The 25,235-nt window shown below is 33.7% G+C and carries 16 protein-coding genes; 12 read left to right on the plus strand and 4 right to left on the minus strand.

Annotated features, from left to right (window positions below):
• Positions 1-1,179 (minus strand): GAF domain-containing protein, encoded by a 1,179-nt coding sequence (locus tag OO013_RS08615; RefSeq protein ID WP_266056395.1) that lies wholly within the window; start codon positions 1,177-1,179, stop codon positions 1-3.
• 436 nt (positions 1,180-1,615) lie between these two features.
• Between OO013_RS08615 and OO013_RS08620 the strand changes: the two genes are divergently transcribed.
• On the plus strand, positions 1,616-3,082 hold the full coding sequence (locus OO013_RS08620) for a GAF domain-containing protein (protein WP_266056396.1): 1,467 nt from the start codon (positions 1,616-1,618) through the stop codon (positions 3,080-3,082).
• Positions 3,083-3,129: 47 nt separating this feature from the next.
• Here OO013_RS08620 and OO013_RS08625 read toward each other — a convergent pair whose 3' ends face one another.
• Positions 3,130-6,330: a TonB-dependent receptor gene (locus tag OO013_RS08625; protein WP_266056397.1), complete on the minus strand. Its 3,201-nt coding sequence runs from the start codon at positions 6,328-6,330 to the stop codon at positions 3,130-3,132.
• Positions 6,331-6,919: 589 nt separating this feature from the next.
• On the opposite strand from OO013_RS08625, the gene OO013_RS08630 reads away from it, so the two are divergent.
• The gene (locus tag OO013_RS08630; RefSeq protein WP_266056398.1) at positions 6,920-9,307 is read left to right on the plus strand and encodes a TonB-dependent receptor; all 2,388 of its coding nucleotides are present in this window, start codon (positions 6,920-6,922) and stop codon (positions 9,305-9,307) included.
• 179 nt (positions 9,308-9,486) lie between these two features.
• On the plus strand, positions 9,487-10,725 hold the full coding sequence (locus tag OO013_RS08635) for an OprO/OprP family phosphate-selective porin (protein WP_266056399.1): 1,239 nt from the start codon (positions 9,487-9,489) through the stop codon (positions 10,723-10,725).
• A 36-nt stretch (positions 10,726-10,761) separates the two neighbouring features.
• Here OO013_RS08635 and OO013_RS08640 read toward each other — a convergent pair whose 3' ends face one another.
• The gene (locus OO013_RS08640) at positions 10,762-12,336 is read right to left on the minus strand and encodes a GAF domain-containing protein (RefSeq protein WP_266056400.1); all 1,575 of its coding nucleotides are present in this window, start codon (positions 12,334-12,336) and stop codon (positions 10,762-10,764) included.
• Positions 12,337-12,402: 66 nt separating this feature from the next.
• Between OO013_RS08640 and OO013_RS08645 the strand changes: the two genes are divergently transcribed.
• The 5 genes from OO013_RS08645 (at position 12,403) to OO013_RS08665 (ending at position 17,560) form a co-directional block, all read left to right on the plus strand.
• Positions 12,403-13,377, plus strand: a complete 975-nt coding sequence (locus OO013_RS08645) for a DUF4421 family protein (RefSeq protein ID WP_266056401.1) — start codon at positions 12,403-12,405, stop codon at positions 13,375-13,377.
• Positions 13,378-13,454: 77 nt separating this feature from the next.
• Positions 13,455-14,042, plus strand: a complete 588-nt coding sequence (locus tag OO013_RS08650) for a porin family protein (RefSeq protein ID WP_266056402.1) — start codon at positions 13,455-13,457, stop codon at positions 14,040-14,042.
• Positions 14,043-14,100: 58 nt separating this feature from the next.
• Entirely contained in the window at positions 14,101-16,281 is a 2,181-nt protein-coding gene (locus OO013_RS08655) for a hypothetical protein (RefSeq protein ID WP_266056403.1), read from the plus strand.
• 29 nt (positions 16,282-16,310) lie between these two features.
• Positions 16,311-16,955: a DUF4136 domain-containing protein gene (locus OO013_RS08660; protein WP_266056404.1), complete on the plus strand. Its 645-nt coding sequence runs from the start codon at positions 16,311-16,313 to the stop codon at positions 16,953-16,955.
• Between the two features lie 5 nt (positions 16,956-16,960).
• Positions 16,961-17,560, plus strand: coding sequence for an OmpW family protein (locus OO013_RS08665; protein WP_266056405.1), 600 nt, complete (start codon positions 16,961-16,963; stop codon positions 17,558-17,560).
• Positions 17,561-17,597: 37 nt separating this feature from the next.
• Here OO013_RS08665 and OO013_RS08670 read toward each other — a convergent pair whose 3' ends face one another.
• Positions 17,598-18,845 (minus strand): Pycsar system effector family protein, encoded by a 1,248-nt coding sequence (locus tag OO013_RS08670; RefSeq protein ID WP_266056406.1) that lies wholly within the window; start codon positions 18,843-18,845, stop codon positions 17,598-17,600.
• Between the two features lie 43 nt (positions 18,846-18,888).
• Here OO013_RS08670 and OO013_RS08675 point away from each other — a divergent pair, with 43 nt between their 5' ends.
• The 4 genes from OO013_RS08675 to OO013_RS08690 all read left to right on the plus strand — a co-directional run bounded on the left by OO013_RS08675 (position 18,889) and on the right by OO013_RS08690 (position 25,212).
• Entirely contained in the window at positions 18,889-19,722 is an 834-nt protein-coding gene (locus tag OO013_RS08675; protein WP_266056407.1) for an SdiA-regulated domain-containing protein, read from the plus strand.
• A 142-nt stretch (positions 19,723-19,864) separates the two neighbouring features.
• Positions 19,865-20,230: a VOC family protein gene (locus OO013_RS08680; RefSeq protein WP_266056408.1), complete on the plus strand. Its 366-nt coding sequence runs from the start codon at positions 19,865-19,867 to the stop codon at positions 20,228-20,230.
• A gap of 219 nt (positions 20,231-20,449) precedes the next feature.
• A complete protein-coding gene (locus OO013_RS08685; RefSeq protein WP_266056409.1) occupies positions 20,450-21,532 on the plus strand; it encodes an aminotransferase class V-fold PLP-dependent enzyme in 1,083 nt (360 codons plus the stop codon).
• Positions 21,533-21,537: 5 nt separating this feature from the next.
• Positions 21,538-25,212: a BamA/TamA family outer membrane protein gene (locus tag OO013_RS08690; RefSeq protein WP_266056410.1), complete on the plus strand. Its 3,675-nt coding sequence runs from the start codon at positions 21,538-21,540 to the stop codon at positions 25,210-25,212.
• Positions 25,213-25,235 lie beyond the last annotated feature (23 nt).

Consider the following 25,235-nt stretch of genomic DNA (forward strand, 5'->3'; position numbering starts at 1 on the left):
TTATTTCCTTAAAATAGAAAACCTTAATTCGACCCCATCTGGTATTTTGACGGTTTCTATTGAGGGATTATTAATTGTCAGGCTATTTAAAGTCTTTAAAAGATTTTTTGAATTAGAATTGCTAAATCCTGATGCCTGGATTGAAATACAAGCTTCATGTTCAAGATCTGAAATATTCATTTTAATACCATCAGAATAATTTTCCTTTTCTGATAAAATAATAGCCATATGTAGCAAGCAGTTTGATACCAGAGCTATGCCGGTGGATTTAGAAATTGAAAGGCGTGGGTTGGTCTCGATATCAGGAAGGAAGACTCCACCAATCTCTTTAGTAAGGTGTCTTGATAATTCTCTACCTGATTCTGCAACATCTACTAAATAGGTAGCTTCAGATTCAATTAATAAATTGTCAAGGGCTTTTACAGAATCGCTGATATCTCCTGCAGCAGCATCTAAGTTATATAAATCATTCTCAAGTTCTATTATTGATTTTTTTGCTGCATTTAGCAAACTTCTTAATGAGGATGATGAAACGCTATTTCCATTTAACTGATGTTCTGATAATTTTATAAAGGAACTAATGCTTTTTAAAAAACTAAAACCATTATTGACCCCTTCCGATAAAGGTTTAATAGCACCTCTCAATTCTTCAATTGCATAAGTTGCGTTTCTTTCAATAAGACTTGGCCGGGATTTTTCTTTATCAATAAGTATTTCTTCAAACCTCTTATTAACTATTTCAGATAATTTTAATAAGCTTTCCTGTTCCTTAGTAGTGAATTTTCTTGGTACAGTATCAATTACACATAAAGATCCGATGATTTCATGACGTGCTCTTATAGGCATTCCCAGATATGATTTGATACCATATTCTCTTACCAGATGTTTAGGAATTCTATTATCATTTTCTGCATCATTTACTTCAAATATATTTCCTTTATTAACTACAAATTGACAAAATGACACGTCCTTATTTGTACTGCCTGCTATTTTTAAGTCTTCCGGCAACCCATAATGAGCTCTGAAAAATTGTATATGATCAAGCATTAAATTAACCATGGCAATAGGAGTGCCCAGGTCTTTTGCAGCTTTTTCAACAATATTTTTCAATTCCCTGTCTTCTGCCTCAGCTAGCAGTCTGGGAAATAAACGATTATTATTAAGGTTGCTGATCTTCATTATTAATTCCTTTCTTCAATCAAATATAAAATTTAAATAAAATTCATAATCAAATCCCGAAAGACAAAACAATTATTTAATATAATTAGCGTATCAGCTAATTAACGAGTTAAACTATATTTTAGGGTTAAATTATTGAGAAAGAAAACACAAAAAAAGTCGATTAATATGCAGGTTTGAAGATTAAACAAAAACATAAACCCTATAAATTTACCCAATCAAAACTGGATAAGACTGCGTTGATTATCTTTTCTGAATGTTAAATTGAATAATATAATGTATTAAAAATGAGGATTTAATCGAAAAATATTCCGTTTTAAACGAGTATTTGAAATCTATAATTAATTATTTTGATTAATATTATATTCAGATTGATTGAATTTATTTTTTTTATCTCAACCTTATTTTATCTAAACATAGGAGCCAGAAAGCAAACATGGATAAATTTTTAGTTTTAGTTAAAATTTACAGGATAATAATAATTGCTTTATTATTTTTAACCATATCTCATGTGGTTTTTAATTCTGTAGATAAGTCTATAACATTTGGAATATCCTTCATTGCTTTTAGTGTCTTTTATTATTTTCTAATTAAAACACGTTCTGTAAAGCTGTTTTCCTGGATATTTTGTATTGCAATATATCTTGCTATAATAGCCTATTCGTTACAAAGAAGTGGGATCGTTGCTCCGGGTTTACACTGGATGATGATTATTGTACTACTTTCTTCTATACTTCTAAATAAAAAAGCTGTAATATTCTGGATTGTCCTAATAACTCTTAGCTTAATTGGCATTTACCTTTTTGAAGATGAACTCGTCTTTGGAGTAATTGGAAATCAGAACTGGTGGCATATAGTCTCTATTTCAGGATTACTTATAGTCGGGATTTATTTTGTGAATATATACCAAAAAGAAACTTCAAGAATTAATAATAAACTTATCGAATTAAATAATGAATTAAAAACCCAGAGTACTCTTTTAACACAACAAGCAGAAACTATTAGTCAACAGTATGATGAGATAAAAAAGAGCCATATAGAATTGGAGGATGCTAATGATTTACTCAAAGAAAAAAAGGAGAAAATAGGAGTAGTTTTAAAGGCTTTATATCAAATCTCAAAAGAGGAAGACGTACATGAAGGAAATCTTCATGAAGTACGAAAATTAATTGTTAATTACGTTAAAAACTTCCTTAAACTGGATAGGGTAACTTTTTGGGTTTATGATTATTCAAATGAAAAACTAATTCTTGATGATAATAATATTGGCTCAGAAAGTGAAAGTACATTAAAGGAGGTAAGTAGATCTGGCCATAGTGAATATTTTGACTTTCTTATCAATAATGAATTCCTGAATGTAGAAGATGTTAAAAACAACCCCCTTTTAATTAACCTTAAAAGAAATCATATATCTGATTACAAGTTTAAATCCCTACTAGATTGCCCCATAATGAGTTATGGTAAATTAAAGGGTGTTATATGTTGCGAATCAATAGAAAAAAGACATTGGCTGGATGAAGAGATTTTATTACTTAAATCCCTGGCAGATGCATACGTAATCGCAATAAAAGCTTCCCAAAGGAAAGATGCCAATGAGAGGCTTATTAATAAACAACTTGAGATTGCCGAATTAAATAGTAACCTGGAAAGCATGGTTTATGAACGAACCAAAAAGATCCAGGAAATGAATAGAAAATTAACTCGATACGCATTTATTAATGCACATAAAATTAGAGGACCTCTGTGCAGGTTATTGGGCTTGCAGGTACTCATGGAAATGGATAATCAACTGCACCCTGATGAGATTAAGAAACACATGTTAGATGGACTTAATGAACTTGATGAAGTGACAAAAATGGCTTCAAAAATTCTGGAAGATGATGAATTTTCCTTAAGGGGATAAAAAAAAGGCTGCTCAAAAGGCAGCCTTTTTTTATTTTTAAGTAACTATTAATTAAATATATATCTTACTCCAATCTGCATTTGCCACTTTGAGACTAATGATACATTATCATTGTAGTTATTCTGCAAATCAGTATCAAAGTTAAAATAAGGAACGTTGTTATTATCTGTACCAGTATAAGTAATAGGAGCATTCGTTTGTAATATTTGTCTTACACCCCAATCACTGTTGATCATATTACCAAAGTTCAATATATCAACTGATAATTGAATAGTATTAGTTTTTCCGTTTGTCAGAAAATTGAAATCCTGAAGAATTTTGATATCTAATTGAGCGAACCAAGGTAATTGACCACCATTTCTTTCAAAATAGTCACCTCTTCTGCTATCCAGATAATCATTTTCTGAAATATAAGCATCTAAAGCTGCCCATTGTTCTGCTGCATTTGCAGCTTCAATTCCGACACCCGTACCATCAACAGTTCCGAAATTTATATCATTTTGATTAGCAGGGATATAAATAAGGTCATTAAAAGTAATGTTATCACCGTTAATACTAGCCGTTGCATCAGGGGCAGTAGCATACACCATGTTATAACGTCCTCCGGATCCGATCTCATAGAACATACCGATTGAAGTTCTGAACTTATCATTTGCATACGTTTTCCCATAGTTAAGAGAAGCGATGAAACGATGTTCCATACCATATCGAGACCAGCTATAATCCGGATTATTCGGGTTACCTGCTACAACATTTCTCTGGAAAGCATCTGCAGCAATCTCAGCAGGAATAGAAGTTAAGTCTCTTGAATCCAGATAAGTATAAGCAGCCATAAAGTTTAATCCATTATCGAATGCTTTTTTCACTTGACCGGTTACATTAAACTGGTATCCTTTATTAGTATTATCTAAAAGAATAGCTCCTGCATCAAGAAAAGTTACTGCATCAGGCTCTGAACTATAAATGTTTACGTCACTAAAATCTGTAAAAATAAGCCTTTCATCACCAGTTCCTGATAATCTTTCTGTAGGAACATTCATGTTGTAATTTCTATGAACAACAGCATTAACATCTTTTCCGTAAAGAATTTCGCCTGTAAATTCCCAGTTGTTATCTGTCTTGTAATCCACAGCTAAATTAGTTTTCCAAACTTGTGGAAATCTGAAATCTTCTGCTGTAGCATTAACCTGAAATGTGTATCCCGGAAGAAATCTCGCATTAGCAGCCTGGTTTCCTAACCATACAAAAGGAATTCTACCTGTGAATATTCCAGTTCCACCTCGAAGAACTATTTTATCTGTCTCTAATGGTTTGTAATTAAATCCAAGTCTTGGAGACCATAGTAATTTTGAATCTGGCCATTCTGATGCGTTGAAACTAGCAGGGTTTCCGTTCTCGTCAACCCATCCATCATAATTATCAACTCTGGGATCTCCATTTATATCTGAAAAATAAAGAGGAATATCAACTCTTAATCCTGCGGTTAAATTCAGTTTGTTGCTTACCGAAATTTCATCCTGAACATAAAGAGCCCATTGAGCTACTTTAACATTTGTAATATTAAGTGGATTCTTATTCGATTCAATCACATCCTGGTTAAAATCTCCAGTCTGTGCATTAGGATCACCTGCAAAATAAACAAAGTCATCATTTAAAAAGTCTTGAACTGAGAAAGCAGTCACCCATGGATAATAAAACAGATTAAAACTGTTTTCAAATGCAAAATATTCAAAGTTTGTACCTACAGTGATCATGTGCTTGTCCCTGATAAATGTCAGGTTATCATTGATCTGGAAAATATCCTGGTCGAGTCTGTTTTCTGTTGAAAAAAACTCAGATCCGGCATAAATAGCAACCTGACCTCGATCATTTAATATATCAATAGTTGGGAATGGGGCTGATTTAGGCTCTCTGTAATCTCGGAAAGCTGAGTATCCTACCACGAGTTTATTAAAGAGTTTATTTGAAAACTGGGTATTCAATTCAGCAATTACACTATTAATGTTATTGTGGATTCTATATGAAGAATTCTCAAAAGCAAGTCTGAAAGGCTCCGGAGATCTTCCACCTAGCGCTTCAGGGTGAGGAAGTATGTCTTTCCAGCTTTTCAGATAATTGTAACGTATTGAAAAATTGTTTTTGTCATTTATATTCCAATCTAGCTTTAAAAGAATCTTATCATTATAAGTTTCGTGAAAATACCCCTGGTATGCTCCCGGGTCATATCCCCAGTTATTTCTCAGGTGTTGTTGTACAGCTATAATGTCTGATTCACTAACTGTTGCAGCATTAGGATCACCCTGGTTTTCAGAAGTGCCTGCTACAAACCCTGTTGCGAGCTCATTTCTTCTTTCAATTTCACCATTGACAAAGAAAAATAATTTATTCTTTATGATTGGGCCTCCAACTCTAAATCCTGAAGTGTTGGTTTTAAAATCAAGATTTGGAACACTTGTTCCTGAAACCTGGTCGCCAACAAAATTTTCATTTCTAAAAAAGTGATAGGCAGATGCAGAGATCTCATTTGTACCTGATCGGGTCACTGCATTGATACCAGCTCCGGTAAACCCACCTTGTCTTACATCAAAAGGAGCAAGTGATACCTGTATCTGATCTATAGCATCTAATGATACAGGTTGCGCTCCTGTTTGTCCTCCCGGAGTAGGTACGTCAAGTCCGTAAGAGTTATTAAATACAGATCCGTCTAATGAAAAGTTATTATAAAGATTATTTCGTCCACCAAAACTAAGACCATCAGATTGAGGGGTTAAACGTGTGAAATCCTGTTGACTCCTGGCAATTGATGGCAATTCCCTCAATTGTTCACCTTTCACATAAGTAGCGGCTCCTGTTTGTTCTGCATCATCATTTCTGGAGGCAACAACCTCAACTTCACCCAGAGTGGTCGATTCTTCCATCAGGGCAATAGTAAATGAAAAGTTCTCTCCAAGTTGAAGTTTTTCCAATTGAAGAGTTTCAGGAATAAAACCTACAAAACTAACAGTAATATTATATGGACCTCCAACTTTCATGTTAGGGATTTTGAAAGACCCGTCAGGTAAAGTGGCAACTCCATATTTAGTACCCGTAGGTTCATGAATAGCTATGACTGATGCTCCTGGCAGAGGTTCTGCCATCATATCATAGACTTCACCACTAATGCTTGATGTAGTTAATCCCTGTGCAAAGGCAGAAGAACTAACTAAAATAAATAGCAAATAGGTCAGTGATTTGTAAAACTGATTCATATTAAAGCTTATTAGTTATTAAAATTAAGAGAGTTTGATTTTTTAAAGGAGACAGGGATTTGCATTTGTATACTATTAAAGCACAAAATATTAATAAACTAAGAATTTTATTAACTCTCCCCATGGTGTGCAAAGATAATTATAATACTTATGTTTTCTGAATGTTAATAAATCTTAATTTTTATATTAACATGATAATGAGGTAATAAGAAAGTATATGTAATAACATTTTCCTTTAAATATACCTAAATCTAATTTAAAGATTAAATTTTGTCTTTTACCAATTAAAGCCATTCAGCTTTTTGTAACATTCTGATTTTTAAATACGATATTCTGTTTAAACAAATATTCTAAAAATCAACCTGAATTTAATTAATAGGATATCGATCATATATTTGGTATTTATTTGATGTAAGAAAACTTATACAATTTAAGTTTAAAAAAAGCTAAACAACTGTGTTTCAGCAAGTCTCATTTTATAAGCTTTTTAGCTGATAAATTTTATCTATATTAATCTAAACTTTAAATGTACTTTTCCGTTTTGTCTTTAGAAATTTTTAAAAATATTGCGTTATATCTTACTATTATCATGAAGAAGGACAGTCGAAGCTTTGTTTTTTATATATGTTTTGTGATTCAATTTTTTATATTTTCTGATATTCAGGGGCAGCAGAATGGAGAATTAGGAGGAAAAGTAATAGATGCGAAGTCCGGTGAACCTCTTATCGGTGTATCAGTGGTTTTGGAAGGAACTACTAAAGGAGCAGTAACAGATGTTAATGGCTATTATCTTATAAAAAATATTGAACCAAAATCTTATAATGTTAAAGCTTCATTCATCGGTTATAAGGAAGCAGTCAAATATAATGTCATAATAAGAAGTGCCGGTAATCCTGATCTTAATTTTGAATTAGAAGAGAATGTATCAGAATTATCTGAAGTTGTCGTCAGAGCTAATCCATTTCAAAAACTTGAATCAACGCCTTTATCGATTCAAAGACTTTCCAGAGAAGAAATAGCGGCATATCCCGGAGGAAATAATGATATAGCTAAGGTGGTTCAATCCTTGCCCGGAGTATCAGGAAGTATTGCAGGATTTAGAAATGACGTTATCATTAGGGGAGGGGCTCCCAACGAAAATGTCTATTATCTCGACGGAATTGAAATCCCTAATATTAATCACTTTTCTACGCAAGGAAGTGCCGGGGGTCCTGTTGGGTTATTAAATGTTTCTTTTTTTGAAGGAGTAACCTTAACTACCAGTGCTTTTCCTTCACAATATGATAATGTTCTTAGCGGAGTTTTACAATTTGACCAGCGAAACGGCGATTTCAGGGAATTTGGTGGTAATGTTAGGATAAGTGCATCAGAGGCTGCGCTAACTTTAGAAGGCCCTATTGGGAAGAAAAATGAAGCCGGTATTGCTAACACTTCATTTATCGCTTCTGTACGAAGATCTTATTTACAATTTCTATTTAAACTTCTTGATCTGACAATTTTACCTGATTATTGGGATTATCAGTATAAGTTAACTCATAAAATCGATGACTATAATGAAATAATTGTAACAGGTATAGGATCAATTGACAATTTTAGTGTTAATGAACCATCGGATGCTGATCCGGAACAATTAGCATCACTGGAACAGATTCCTGTGATCAATCAATGGACTACCACATCAGGAATCAGTTGGAAAAGAAGGTTTAAAGATGTTGATGGATTCATGAGAACAACCTTAAGTACAAATATTTTAAATAATGAGTTTGTTCGATATGAAGATAATATTTCTGAAACTGGCATTATATTCAACAATAATTCTCGTGAATGGGAAACCAAACTGAGATATGAGGCCACAAGATTTGTTGACAACTGGACTTTTTCTGCGGGCGGAACAATCCAACATGCAGACTACAAAAATGAAACGACCGATAATACCTACAATGTATCATATGATACTCATATTAATTTTATGAAGTATGGAGTTTTTGGTCAGGCTAGTGTCAGTTTATTAAAAGAACGTCTTGGGTTGAGTGCCGGCTTCCGGTTGGATGGAAATTCTTATACAGATAATGGCAATCAATTATATAAGACTTTTAGCCCTCGGTTCTCAGCAACTTATAAATTAGATGAAGACCAAAGATGGTCATTAAATGCCTCAATTGGCAGGTATTATAAATTACCTCCATACACAATTTTAGGATATGCTAACGATTCAGATATCAAAGTAAATAAGGATGTAGAGTATATTCAAAGTGATCATATAGTTGCAGGAATTGAATATTTACTTAACGAAGCATCTAAAATCAGTATCGAAGGTTTCTATAAAAAATATGAAAACTATCCAGTTTCCCTTAGAGATAGTGTTTCTTTGGCAAATCTTGGAGCTGGCTTTGAAGTCTTGGGCAATGAGCCGGTTGAGTCTGTTGGTTTGGGCAGGACTTATGGATTAGAATTCCTCTATAACCAAAAGCTTAAAAATAACTTTTATGCAATTTTTGCTTACACCTTATTTTGGAGTGAATTTACCGGATTCGATAAGGATAAATATCTTCCAAGTTCATGGGATAGTAGAAATTTGATATCTCTTACAGGAGGTTATAAGTTTAAAAGAAACTGGGAATTAGGTGTCAGAGCGAGGTATGTAGGGCCATCTCCCTTTCCAGAAGTTGATTTAGAAGCAACATCAGAAACCTACCCGATTATAATATATGATTATAATAGTTTAGAATATAACAGGTTAGATTCTTTTAACCAGGTAGATATAAGAATCGATAAAAAGTGGAATTTCAATAAAGTCTCTCTCAATTTATTCCTCGAAATTCAAAATATTTTCGGCAGCCAGGCACCATCTCCACCGACTATTGGCTATCTAAGAGATTCGGACGGTAGTATATCCCAGCCTCCAACATTAACAGAAATTGAATCTATAGATAACGGATCTGCTCTTCCATCGATAGGTATTGTATTAGACTTTTAATTCTGCCATGTTAACTGAATGTTAACAAAGTCTGTAATTATGGCCATTTGATATTATTAAATTGTTAGGTAGTTAATATAGCATTTAAATATGTTTAAAAATTGAATTGTAAAAATTTACTTTGCGACCGATTTTAAAATTTAATTAACATTTAATAAATATTAATTTAACAAAAGGTCATGCTTCAAAAACTAACCTTCTTTTTTCTTTTATTATTAATAGGATTTTCTTCCTTTTCGCAAGAGGGTGATACCTCAACAGTAATAGTGAGTGATACTGCCAAAGTTGTTATAGAAAAACCTCAGGTTAAAAACCTAGAGTATGGCAAAAAAGGATTCACTATGAGATCTGATAATAACAGGTTTTCTATGAATATCAGAGCTCGATTGCAATTCAGGTTTGCTACTCCGGAAGATCAGGATCCGTTAACTTTTAATGACCTTACAGGAGAATTAAAGCCTGTATTTAAGATTAACCGGGCCAGATTAAAAGTAGGAGGTCATGGATATAAGCCATGGTTGAAATATTATTTTGAGTATGAACTGGCTACATCCAGATTATTAGACTTCAGAATAATGATTGAAAAATATCCCTGGATGAATTTTAAATTCGGACAATGGAAGGTTGAATTCACCAGAGAAAGATTTATTTCTTCAGGAGCTCAAACTATGGTCGACCGATCAATAATTAACAGGCCTTTTACCGCAGACAGACAACAGGGAGCGCAGGTATATGGTAATTCTACTCTAAAAGGAATGGCCAATTTTGATTATTGGTTTGGAATTTTTACTGGTACTGGAAGGGGTGCTCGTGAAAACGATGATAATAATTTGATGTATTTCGGTCGCTTACAATGGAATCCTTTTGGTGAACCAGTAGATTTTAAAGGTAGTGATATTGGAATTTCAGAGAAGCCTAAAGCTTCATTGGCATTCGCAGCTTTAACTAACACTTCACAATATACAAGATTTTCAACCGGAGGGGGAGGATCCTTAAGAGGATTCGAAGATGGTGAACCAGGGCAATATAAAGTTGATCAGGTGAACTATGAAACTGCATTCAAGTACAAAGGATTTGCATGGCAATCAGAATACCACAGAAAGAGAATTACTGATCGATTAAATAACGATGCAGAGTCATTTTTAGAAGGTTATTATTTACAGGCAGGTTATTTATTCCATAATGCGTTTAATTGGTGGCCTGAACCACTTGAAATGGCAGCCAGATATGCTAAATATGATCCATATGAAAATTTACCTGGCGAATCAATGGAAGAATATGGGTTAGCATTTAATTGGTTCTTCAGTGGACACAATAATAAGCTATCAGCAGAAATCACTGACTTTTCTTATAAAAATGAATTCGAAGAAAGTAAAGATCAATTCAGATTTAGAATTCAGTGGGATATTTCATTTTAAGCTTGAAGTGAAAGAATAAAATTTAAAGCCGCAATTTCATTTGAATTGCGGCTTTCTTTTATTTTCTAAAAACTCTGAAACTGTACCGTTTGTCAATATGGTAGAAGCTTTATGAGTTACTTCATCTATTTCTTTAACGGTTTGGATAATTTGCGAGATTAAATATTTTTTTTCAGCCTCATCATCACTCATATTCAATACATTATTTAAGCCAACTACCCGGCAAACGGGCCCTCTAATAACGTGTGAATTTAAAAAAGCATAATCCATCAACTGATGGTTTAACTCCTCTAACTCAACAGTTCTTTGTCTTACCTTTTCTTCTAGTTCTTCATTTAGTTCCTCAATTTCTCTTTTCTTTTTTAATAATTCCTTTTGGTATATATCTCTTTGTTTTGCCTTGTATGCTACGCTGATTAAATCAGATAAGGCATTTACAAAAAACCTTTCTTCAGGCTGCCAAATCCTGGTTTTTGCATTTTCACAGCAAATCACTCCTCCTAATGCATTATCGATAAAAAAGGGAGAATCAAGCATTGACTTTATTTCATTAGGTATCATATATGATACCAACAGACTACGAGTAACTTCACTTTCATAAACGTCTTCAACAACGATTAATTTTTCATCTTTAAGCGCTTTAAAATACTCTGGGAAATCATTTTCATTTAATTCAATCTTCTCGTAAGATTCATTATGGTCCTGATCACTTAAATATAAAGATGACAATTTCTTTTTCCTTTCATTATATTCCCAAAAGCTAACGCGATTTATATTTAAATTCCTCTTTATAACTCTTGAAATCAACTGCCATAATTCATTTAAATTTCCATTATGAACTGCTTCATTTTTTGATAATATCAACAATGTGCCGGTAAATCTTTCTAATCTGCTCTTTGTATTTTCTATCTTAGCTATTTGATAATTAAGCATTTCCTTTGCTGCTTCAAGGTCTATATGTTTATCATGCAGATTTACATTTTGGATATTTATTTTTCTTAGTTGGTCATCTATTACCTTATTTTGAAATTCTATCTGGATAGATTTTTCCTGTAAAAGAGTGAATTGGGAAAAAATCTTATTTTTCTGGTTTATTAGTTTGTTAAAAAACCAATGCATTGGCAATACTATCGAGATAAGTAATGTGAAAACACTAATTACATGCCATTGAGTTATAAAAGGCTTTTGATTTTCATAAAAGAGTTTTTCTCCAGATGAAATCAATAAGACACCAATAAATACTATCGTTAAGACTAAGAAAATTATTGAAATCCTTTTTCCACCGAGCAAAAAAGAAAAAAATGCTGGAATTATTAGCCAGGCCAAATGAGGAGAATATACATTTCCAGTATAATAAATAAGATATATTACAGTGAGAAACACTATTCCTAAATAAACTCCGATATATCGAGTTTTTATTTTAAAAAGATCCTTTTTTCTAATTAAAATAAGTCCGGCAACATTTATAATAAATAGAGGAGATATGATCAATAAATGAGGTGAAGTGCTAAAAGTAAAACTTAAAACAATATAACCGCTAATAATGATTATTGTCAAAATCATTAGTTTTACTACAAAACCATATTCAAAATATGTTGTTTTTTCACCCATTAATTATAACTTCTATAAGAATAAATATAATTATTTTAACTGATAAATAATTGCTAAACATCAAGTTTGAAAACAAAAAATCTCCATACTTATCTATTCTTCGCATTACTGATATCTTACTCAGAACAATTGCTTTCTCAAGCGGATTCAGAATCAACCATTTCAATGGAATATGAAAGTAAATTGATCGGAAGGTTTTATTTTTCAAAGAAATACACCGCTTTACAATTTAAGTCGCTCAAGCACCAAAATTTCAGGTATCTACCTAGCACTACACTAAATTTGGGTGTGGGAGTTACATATAAATCAGCTACTTTAAACCTGGCTTATGGGTTTGGGTTTTTAAATCCAAATCGAGAAAAAAGAGGAAATACCAAATACCTGGATCTCCAGACTAATATGGTACTTAATAAAAAATATGTCATAGGATTCTATGGGGAATTTTATCGTGGATTTTATTCAAGAATAAATGATGATGAACCTTACTACATCAGAAAGGATTTAAATGTTAATATACTGGGAATCAGTGTTCTTAAAATACTTAATCATAAAAATTTTGATCTTCAGTCACCCATTTCAAGTCATAGAAAGTATCATTATTCAGGAGGAACTGTTCTTTTGGGTGGTGAAATAACAGGGGGTATAGTCTCTGCAGATTCAGCTATAATTCCAGGTCAACTTCAAGAAATAAATCAACTATCCTATCAAAAGGTTTCTTTTTTTAAATTAGCTCCTTCAATAGGTTTCGGATTTAAATTGATCATTTTGAAGCGATTGATATTTAACGGAGCTATCTCTACCGGCTTAGCAGTTGGTTATACCAATTTAACATTGGTAACAGATAAACAACAAGATTTTTTATATTTCAGGCCTGATTTCAATCTAAGATTATACTCTGGAGTTTTGATGGGTGAATGGAACCTGGGCATTTTGTTTAATAACGAACGCACAAGATTTTTAACCTCGAAGGATAATGAATATGCAAATATAGATATAGGCAATCTACGATTAATATTATCACGCCGAATCAACTTAAAATAAAAGCCATATAACTTAGAATAATTACTTTTTTTCATTAATTTATCATACATTAATATGTAACCGAATACTTTATTTTTATGCGGAAGATAGCTTTTTTGATAATAGTAATAACTTCCTTTCAAATTCATTCCCAAACATTTGAATTTGGTCCACATGTTTTAATGAGTTCTTCCTTTATAGCCACTGATCTAGAATATGATGAACAAACTAGTGGGAGTGGGATACAGGTTGGATTATTCGGAAGACTACTTACTGACAAAAGATTATATTTCCAGGCAGAAATAAATTATGATTCAAAATCAGCAACAGTTTCCAATATAGATGAAACTCAGGTAACTGATTATAACTTAAAATTACGAGCTATTGACAGCAACATACTTTTAGGATTTAAAATAACCGATTTTGATTTTGGCCGATTTCACCTGTTTGCTGGTCCTGGTTTATCAAGCATAATAAAAGATGAAGTGAATATTAACGGAACCGAATATAGTAAAGCAGATATTGTAAAACGAAGCTGGGATATTCATGCCGGATTGGGGCTGGATATTTCAATATTAAGCTTCGCCTTAAGATATCAACGAACATTAACTGATTTGAATAATAATCCTGATCATTCACTTAGATTAAACACTGTATTAATAGGTGTTGGAATAAAACTACTGTAGAAACATACCCGAATAGGGTAGATGATAATCATCGTTACACGCATAATATTGCTTCAAGATGAAAAAGATAATATTATTTTATGTATTAATATTCTACCAAATTAGTATTAATGGTCAAAATAATTGGCCGCAAATTATCAATACCCAAAGTGGAGCATCAATTACAATTTATCAACCACATCCCGAAGAATTAAATGGAAACAAATTAAAAGTAAGGTCTGCTATTAGTGTGAAAAAAGGCAAGGATGAAGATCCTGTATTTGGTGCTATATGGGCAAATGTCATGATGACTGTCGATAGGGACTCGAGAACAGCATCTCTGGAATCAATAGATATAACTGATGTGCGTTTTCCTGAAGATCTCACCAGGGAGGAATCAGAATCATTGAAATATTTAATAGAAGAAACTGCTCCGACTTGGGATCTTGTGATTTACATAGATGAAATAATTGCTACTATTGAAAAAGATCAGGAAATGATAAAACCTGATTATAATAACAGTCCTCCTGAAATAATTTACGTTGATCACGAGTCCATCTTAGTATTAATTGATGGTGAGCCAATTTATGATAAGCAGAAAGACTTTAATATTGATATAATTACCAATACACCATTCTTAATATTCAAAGACCTTGATAATAACCAATTATATCTTTACGGGGAAAGATTCTGGTTCACCTCAACTAGTTTAAATGGTGAATGGAAAGAGTTATCGACCTTACCAAAAAAAATCGCAAGTATAGATAAAGAAATTAAAAAGCAGGAAAATCAAAATGATGAAAAGGTGAAAGTTTTTAATACTACACCAAAAATCATAGTAAAGACAAACCCTGCAGAACTTATCAGCTCTGATGGTCCGGCATCATTTTCAAATATCCAGGGCACGAATCTTTTGTATATGGATAATTCAGGGGATAATGTATTCATGAATATAGTTGATCAAAACTATTACACCGTACTTTCAGGAAGGTGGTACAGATCTAAAAAGCTGGATGGCAATTGGGAATTTATTGAAAGTGATGCACTACCAAAAGATTTTAGTGCTATACCGGAAGGCTCAGAAAAAGATAACGTCCTGGCTAACATAGCAGGAACAGTAGCTGCTGAAGAAGCTTTATTGGACGCTCAAATACCACAAACTGCCAAAGTAGACCGAAAGGAAGCTACCTGTACTATAGAATACGATGGCAAACCTAAATTCGAACAAATAAAAGGAACGAGTTTAAGTTTTGCAGTAAATACATCCGCCACAGTAATACGCGATAATAAAGGTTTTTATGCGGTCGAAAATGGAGTCTGGTTTTTTAGTAATGATCCTGAAGGACCATGGGCTGTAGCAACAGACCGACCGGAAGAAGTTGAAAACATTCCACCAGACAACCCGACTTACAATGTAAAATATGTAAATATTTACGATATAACTCCGGACTACGTTTATATGGGATATACTCCAGGCTATGTTGGTTGTTATAGGTATGGGCCCACAATTATTTATGGAACCGGGTATCATTATAATCCCTGGTATGGTAGCATTTACTATCCACGTCCGGTTACCTGGGGTTTTGGCATGCATTATAATCCATGGTCAGGATGGAGCATGAGTTTCGGATTTAGTGTGGGTTGGTTTAATTTCAGTTGGGGAGGAAGTTATTACAGACCAGGAGGTTGGTGGGGTCCTCCTGCATACAGACCTCATTATTGGCACCGACCTCCAGGAGGAATATATCTTAATAATAAAATTGTCATCAACAATAATTATTATGGAAATCATAACAATATTTATAATGGAAGGCCAGGGGTTTCTACAAGTAACAGGCCCAGACCTGGCAATCCAGATAGATTAGCACCAGCAACAAGACCTTCCACAGGCAACAGAGATCGTAACAGGATGGATAATACCAGGCCTTCAAAGGACAGAAATACTTCTACCAAACCATCAACCAGGGAACAGCCAAGCCGAAATTCCAGGGAAGCAACCCGGCCTGGGTCAAAGCAAACAAACAATAACATTTATTCTGATAGAAATGGAAATGTGTACAAAAATACCAGGGAATCCGGTTGGCAACAAAGATCCGGAAACTCCTGGAGCAAACCCTCAAATACCAATAATCTGAACAGAATGCAATACCAAAGAAACAGAGGGAACACAAGAGTTAATAATGCTCAAAGAAACATGCCTCAAAGGTCAAGACCTCAACCAAAAACAGGAGGAACTGGTAGGAGAGGCGGAGGTCGTTAATAAAGTTTGTAATTATTAAATATGGAAATATGAGAAAATATATTTTTAAAACTATCTATTTCAGCATTATTCTGATGTTGACAATATCATTTATTAGCTGTCAACCAGGGGGAGCTGAATATGTATCTGATCTCGATGTTGTATTAACTGATTATGACGATCAATTCGATTTTAATTCTGTCAATACATATGCTATTCCTGATGAAATTGTCGAAATCGAATCCAACGATCCCGGAAATGGAGACCAACCTGACTTCCTTGATCCGGTATTCGCTGAGCCTATTTTGAATAAGATCAATGAAAACATGCAAAATAACGGCTGGCAAAGAGTAGACGAAGATCAAAATCCGGATGTTGTTGTTTTTCCTTCGTATACTACCACTACAAATTTGTTTTATTACTATGACTGGTGGTATTGGGATTGGTGGTATCCCGGTTACGGTCCCGGATGGGGCTGGTGGTACCCTTATCCACCTGTAGTTACCGGGTACACAACCGGGAGTGTATTAATTCAAATGACTGATGCTAACAATACCATCCTCAATGATCAAATCCCTGTATTATGGACAATGATTGTTAATGGTTTGCTACAAGGCTCGAATGCTTCTATTATTCAGAGAATAAATACCTCAATTGACCAGGGATTCGAACAATCACCATATTTAAATAACTAAATGAGATGAAATACCTTAAAATATATATAACGGCTTTTTTAATTTTGTCTACAGTAGCGGTTTCTAGTGGACAAAGTAAATATACAACTCTTAATTATTCATTAGGCTTACCTGCTGGTGATATTTCTGACTATATCGATGAAGTGTCATTTAGAGGGCTAAATATTGCATTTAGATCGGAAGTTAATGGGATGTTAATGCTTGGAGTAAAGACAGGTTATAATGTTTTTTACGAAGATAGTGGGTACCGAACTGCAACTGATGGAACACTTACTATATCAGGTCGTCAATATCGTTATGAACAAGTAGTGCCAATTTATTTCACCATAGGTAAACAATTTCTGGAGGATAATAATCTACGTCCTTACATTAACCTTGGAATCGGCACCTCATACATTGAACGGGAAACTGATATAGGAATTTTTGCCTTTACAGATGATACTTGGCAATTTTCTTTAAACCCCGAAGTAGGAGTGGTGTACTGGGTTTATCCCGGGTTCGGATTTAATCTGGGCTTATCTTATTATGCCAATTTCAAAAATGATGTCTTTGAAGGTCAAAATTATTTAGGTATTCAGGCTGGCATAGCATTTTATTCAAGATAAATCCTCAGACCGGTTGAAGTAATTTCAACCGGTTTTATTATACAAGCATGGCGATACCAAAAGCAAGAGCAGATAATATAAAACCATACATAAAAACAGTATAGGCATATCTCAATAGTCGATATTTTCGTCCCAGAACTTTTCCTAAATAGAATATATCCTTTGTTAAACTACCATATAAAAAATCAGGATCAGCCATCATTTCTTTGATTCCTTTTTCATAATCCCCAAGATTCATTCGAAAGAAATTCCCAAAGAACAATAAATTAGACCTTTTCTTCTTGATATCTTCTTCAGTAAAAACTCCTGAAGTGACATTAGGACGGGTAGCTAAAATCGCAAATACCATAGTCACAAGACATGTGACTAATAAAAATATAGATGGTAATATTAAGTTGGGATATTCTTCAAATTTTCTGAATAAAACGGTTACTAATATTGAAACTATGATAGAGTTAACTGATATCATTATGTTAGCTTTATTGTCAGCTATAGCACTCAATTCAATATGATTCCTGGCAGTTATCCGGAACATAGTCTCAATCCCACGATCAGGCTTTTTCTTTTTCTTTATTTTTTTTTGCTTCTTCTTTTCAGATTTTTGTGTGATATCTGTAATATCCTCTTTTAATAAATGTGGCTCAGTTACAGTAGTTTCTTCTTTTATAGGTTCATCCTCATAAAATACCTGGTAGTTTCTTTCCAGTCTATCCAGGTTCTCACTCTTAACTGGGTCTAAAAATTTCTTACCGTATTCTGTGTGATAATTATGTGAACGAAGAAAATCAAGGTTTATCTTAATCCATTCATTTTCGGCATACTCCTTATCGCAAATAATTTCAGTTTCCTCTTTAAGGCGCTTACTTTTTGAATAAAACTCATCTGTGCCCAAATGAAATAAATCAGCATCACATAATATTGCCTGCAATAAACCAGTAGGAGACTGGGGCATTTTTGTTGCCATAATACATCCCTCTACTTTCTGAATAAATTCTTCCGGCACACCTTCTGATGACAGAAAATCTCTTGCTTCACCAACACTTATTTCTTCATGATGTTCCTGTTCACCCAGAAAGTATCCGATATCATGAAACCAAGCCGAACATATTAAAACGTTATAATCTGTGACATTTAATTTATAAAAATCAGCCATTTTCTCACAGGCCTGAACCACCCCAACGGTATGGTCAAGATTGTGATAAAGAAGATCATTATTTTGTTTTTTAGAAATAATATTTTTGACATGATCTTCAGCTTTGGAAAGTATATCAAGGTTTACAGACATATGCTTATTTCTGTATATATTTAATTTATTCTAATGTTAATTTATGAAATATAATCAATTTATATTCTTTTTAGGGATTATTCTACTCTCCACTACCTGCTCTTTTAATAATGATAAAAATTATACTTTACCATTAGGCTATAGTTATAATAACAGTGAGAAATTTATTCTCCCTGGTCAACTTAACGAAGTATCAGGTATTTTATGGTACGATAAATACATCTTTATTTGTATCCAGGATGAAAAAGGCAGGCTTTATAAAACTAATATCCGGTCAAAGATAATAATTGAAACTTCTGATTTTAAAAAAAATATGGATTTCGAGGCATTGGCACAATTAAATAACAAATATTATTGCCTCGAAAGTAATGGTGATATTTATATAGTATCAAATGCTTTTTCAGAAAATATAACTACGGAAAAAATCGATTTCCCATTTGAGGGCAAAAATGATTTTGAAACTCTTATCCCTTCTTTAGATGATAATTCAATTTACCTTCTCTGTAAAAACTGTAAAGGTGATAATAAAGATGAATCAAGATCCTTCAGACTAAATCTCATCAATCATAAAATTACAAAATCGGATAATTGGAAAATAACTAAAGAAAAATTATACAGAAAGGAAAAAATACGTGTTAGTCCTTCAGGGGCCGCCATAAATCCGCTTAATAATGATATTTACATAATATCTCACGTTGGCAAATGGCTGGCTGTTTTTGATAAAGATGAAAATCTAAAGTCTTTCCATAACCTTGATCCTAAGATTTTTAATCAGCCTGAAGGAATAACTTTTAACTCCAAAGGAGATCTTTACATCTCAAATGAAGCAAGAGATGGTAGTCCGGATATAATCGAGTTAAAGTATAAATCAAAATGAAATAATTCACCCTTTACTCGAACCAATAATAACTTAATATTATATTTTTCGTTATATTTATAATTAAAGTTCAATTATAGATTGAAATAATTCAATATTTACTGCGTTTGTATTGTATCGATCACATAAGAAAGGGGGCAATATGCAGCTCGGACAATTTTCGTTGAGTTTGAAGGTAAAAGATATCATGGAAAGCATAAACTTCTATGAGCAGTTGGGTTTTGAGGTGGTCGATGGAGGTCATACTAACAAGGGATTTCCTGATAACAATCTTACAAAATGGAGAATCATGAGAAATGACACCTTACAAATAGGATTATTTCAAGGCATGGTGGATAAGAATATATTAATGTTCAATGCAAATGACCTGGATAAAATAAAAGAAGGGATGGAAAATTCAGGTTTAAAAATTTTAAAGTCTACTGAAGATAACAAATCCAAGCGTTTGACTTCTATTGTGGTAATAGATCCGGATGGTAATAAAATCATGTTTGATAAGACTTTGTAAGGAAACAAACCACATCATAAAAAAGCATATTAAGTATCACAGATTAATCAAATAAATCTTTTTACGGTTTCAATTTTATTACAGTTAGCTTTTATAAGTCCTGATGATTATTTTTCTTATAGAATCTAACTTCTATAGGATAATCTTATGCCGGAATTAAAATGTCAAAAGGAAAAATTTAGCCTTTCACCTGAAACTATCTATCTAAATTGTGCTTATATGTCCCCTTTACTTGTTTCAACTCAACAAGCGGGTATTCAAGGGATTAAGTCCAAAGGGGATCCAACTAAAATAAATCCGGAAGATTTTTTCACCATTAAGGAGCATATCAAAAAACTTTACTCAGAACTTGTTAATTGTAACCAAGAACAAATTGCCCTAATCCCATCTTCTTCCTACGGGTATGCATCTGTTTTTCAAAACCTGAAAGCAAATAAAGGTGATGAGATTATTATGGTGACAGATGAGTTTCCCAGCAGTTATTATACCATTAATAAGTGGTGCAATAACACTGGTGCTAACCTCATAGAAATATCAAAACCTTCCAGGGAAAGTGAAATGACCTGGAGTGAAAAGCTAATCGAATCCATTAATGAAAATACTTCTATCATCGCTATTCCAACTGTACATTGGATTGATGGAACGGCTTTTGACCTGAAGCAAATCGGAAAAGCATGTCGTAAAAACAATATAAAACTAATTGTGGATGGAACTCAATCTGTTGGCGCTGTCCCTATTGACATTACAGAATGCAATATTTTTGCTCTGATTGTAGCTTCTTACAAGTGGCTTTTTGGGCCTTATTCCATTGGATTATTATATATTGACAAATCTTTAAATACAGGAGATCCGATAGAATACTCCTGGATGAACAGGTCAAATGCGGCAGATTTTTCTTCTCTGACTAATTATACAGATGAATATGGTGAAGGGGCATCCCGATATAATGTCGGAGAATTTAGTAATTTCATTTTGTTGCCAATGCTTAAAGATGCCCTGGAACAACTAAGCAACTGGACTGTAGAAGGTGTTAATAATTATTGCGCAGAATTAAGCAGGGATTTAATTGAGTTTTGTAAATCCAATGGCTTAAAAATTAATGACTCTCGAGAAAGAGAAAATCACCTGATCAGTATAGATCTGTCGGAAAGTAGTATTACAGCAGATGAAATAGTAAAGGAACTTAAAAAGGAAAATATTTCGGTATCTGTAAGAAAGACTTTGATCAGAATATCAATAAATGTTTACAATACTCCTGAAGATATCAGTAAATTCATATCTGCAGTGAAGAGATTAATATAAAGACAATGGCTAAAAATGGGATTACTTCTGTTAATTACAATTCGATAATTTGGCTAATATCGCTTTTTCTATTATTGATCTCCTACAATATTAAAGGGCAGGACCTTAAGGTGCTTTTAATTGGAGATGCAGGGAAATTTGGAACAGGTGATTCACATCCCGTTATAGATAATATTCTCGATAACCATAATAATAATTTAAAGAAAGAAATTATTTTCCTTGGAGATAACATTTATCCTTTAGGCCTGCCTCCGAAAGATGATAAAAACTACACAATATATAAAGAGGTATTATTAAGACAGGTAGAAACTTCCAGGCTACCTAATACAATAGTTTCTTTCGTACCTGGAAATCACGATTGGGCAAGAGGAAAAAAATACGGACTTGAACAGGTAAAAAGGCAACAAAATTTTGTCAGATCTCTTGAGAAACCCAATGTATTTTATTTCCCTTACAATGGTTGTCCGGGACCAGAATATCGCGTTGTAAACGATAAACTAATCATCATTTATATTGACAGCCAGTGGTGGCTTCAATCTCACGATACTCGTCCGGGGCAGGATAGTGATTGTGATAATAAAACCGGGGAAGAGGTGCTCTATGCTATTAATGACATTCTTGTCAGACATAGAGAAAAAATTAAAATAATTGCAATGCACCATCCTGTATTCACTTTTGGTGAACATAATGGGGCTTATACTATTAAGGAACATCTTTTTCCGTTAACGGCAACAAACCAGCAGTTATACCTTCCACTTCCAGGTATTGGCTCAATCTATCCACTATACAGAACATGGTTTGGAAATATTCAGGACAGGCCTCATCCTGTTTATAGAGAAATGTCTGAGCGCCTTCATGATTTGCTAAAAAGACATCCCTACACAATTCATGTTGCCGGACATGAACATTCTCTACAATATATAGAAACAGACAGATCCCATTACATAGTCAGTGGTTCTGCTGCGAAATTAAGTAATGTAAAAAGGCGTAGAAACCCTGCTAGGTTCTCGGCTGAATCTAAAGGATACGCTGCAATAAATATTTATGATGAAAAAGTTTCTGTTGATTTTTTCAATAGTTACGGAGATACTTTATACTCAAACAAACTATTCGATTATTTTCCGGAAGCACCTAATAATCCCAGTGTTGATAATTTGCAAAGGAATTTCCCAGATAAGATTGATACAACTATCACTGAACAATATGATGCAAAGAAATTTAAACGAAAACTATTTGGGGAAAATTACAGGGATATATGGTCTGTTGAAAATCAATTCAGGGTACTGGATATAAAAGAAGAAAAAGGTGGGCTGATCATAGTAAAAAGGGGCGGGGGACAGCAAACAAAAAGCCTAAGACTGGAAGACAGTACAGGCACGCAGTATGTACTTCGATCGGTTAATAAATTTCCCGACTCAGCTATTCCTGAGGTATTAAGAGAAACAGTGGCTAAAGATATTGTTCAAGATCAGATCTCTGCCAGCAACCCTTATGCTGCTCTTACTATACCACCCATGGCCGAAGCAATTGGTATTCCACATGCTGAACCTGAATTAGTATGGCTTCCTGAAGATCCGGCTCTGGGGATTTATCAAAAAGAATTTGGAGGTGGAGTCTATTTGTTTGAAAAAAGAGAACCTAAACCTCCTGATGCAAAACCGGAAGATTATGACAGCACTGATAAAGTATTGGAAAATCTAAAAGAAGATAATGACAATACGGTAGATCAGAAGTTATTATTAAAGGCAAGATTGCTGGATATTGTCATTGGAGACTGGGACAGACATGATGATCAATGGCGCTGGGCACAAATAGATAAAGAAAAAGGAAATAAATATATCGCGGTACCCCGTGATCGTGATCAGGCATATTTTGTTAATGAAGGGTTTATACCCAAGGTTGCATCACGGAAATGGCTAATGCCGAAATTTCAGGGATTTGATGAAGAAATTGATGACATTAATACTTTTATGTTTAATGGTAGATATTTTGACAGGACATTTCTAAATGAGCTTGATAAAAAAGACTGGAAGAAATTAGCCGAAGAAGTTCAAAATGAACTATCTGATGATGTGATCAAAGAAGCTGTTAGCCGTTTTCCTGATAATATTCCTGAAGAAACTGTGAATAAAGTTCAAAATAAATTATTAGCCAGGAGAAATGATCTTGTGAATCAGGCCCTGGAATATTATGAGTTTATTTCAGAAAAAGTAGATGTTTATGGATCAGATAAACATGAAAAAGTTGAAGTTAAGATCCAGGACGACGGAGAAGTCAGGGTAGAAATGAAAAAGATTGATGGAGACAACAGAGACAGAGAGCAAGTCATTTACAAAAGAAAATTTAAACCTGAAATCACAAAAGAAATCAGGATTTATACCCGAAATGGCGATGATGTTATAGAATTTGAAGGAGATAATAAAACTGATATAAAAATAAGGGTGTTCAAGGGAGAAGGTGCGGACACTATAAGAAATGAGACCCCGGTAAAGCAACCTAAAATATGGGTGTATAAGTATGCCAACGATTCCCTGGGAGTATTCAATGAAGGGAAAGGCTGGAAAATGAAAGTCAGTAATGACCCCTCGGTTTATTATTATGATAGAAAAACTTTTAAGTATGATCTTCTGATCCCATTACTCTCATTTGAGTTCAATGTCGATGACGGTATTTTTGTTGGTGGTGGACTTGACTATATAAAGCATGGCTTCAGAAAAGATCCCTATGCTTTAAGGCAAAGAGTTACTGCCAATTATGCTTTCAGAACAAACGCGTTTAACGTCAGGTATACAGGGAATTTTATTGATGTGTATAAAAAACTTGATTTTAACATAGAAGCCAATTTACTGGCACCTAACTATGTTCGAAATTTCTTTGGTTTTGGAAATGAAACTCCTGGTCTCAATGTTTCAGAGCAACCAATTTCATATTTCAGAGCCAGATTTAACCAGGCTAACCTGGGTTTATACCTCAGTGGTAATTTGGGTAACAGATTCCATTTTAAAGCCGGTCCTGCTTATCAGTATTTTAAACTTGATAAAGATGACAACGACGATAACTTCATAGCCACTTTACCACCTGATGAATTTAATGACGATTTTATTTTTCAAACAAGGCATTACATCGGTTTGTCAAGTGAATTATCTTATGTAGATATCGATCATCCGATATTACCTAAAAGAGGAATTAAGTTCCTGCTTACTGCCTCAGCTCTTGCAGGAGCTACAGAATATAGCGAAGATTTCGCTTATCTAAGTGGGGACCTGTCCTTCTACTGGACTTTCAGATTACCCGGCAGAGTTACCTGGTCAACAAGATTTGGTGGTGGATACACTTTTGGTGATTATGCCTTTTTTCAGGCCCAAACACTGGGAGGAACAGATAATTTAAGAGGATACCGAAGATTCAGATTTGCTGGTGATGGTTCATTCTATAACAACACAGAGTTAAGAGCAAAGTTATTTAGCTTTAATACTTACTTATTTCCCGCCTCAATCGGCATGATTCTTTTTCATGATGTGGGAAGGGTATGGTATGAAAATGAAGACAGTAACAAATGGCACACCGGATATGGTGGTGGCATTTACTTTTCACCTTTGAAGCTTGTAGTTCTTGCAGTAACTTTAGGGTACTCAGAAGAAGAATTACTGCCCTATGTGACAGCCGGATTTCAATTTTAATTTGGATTAGTTTTTGAATTAAT

The sequence above is a fragment of the Mangrovivirga halotolerans genome, assembly GCF_026241165.1.
Classification (GTDB): Bacteria; Bacteroidota; Bacteroidia; order Cytophagales; family Cyclobacteriaceae; genus Mangrovivirga; species Mangrovivirga halotolerans.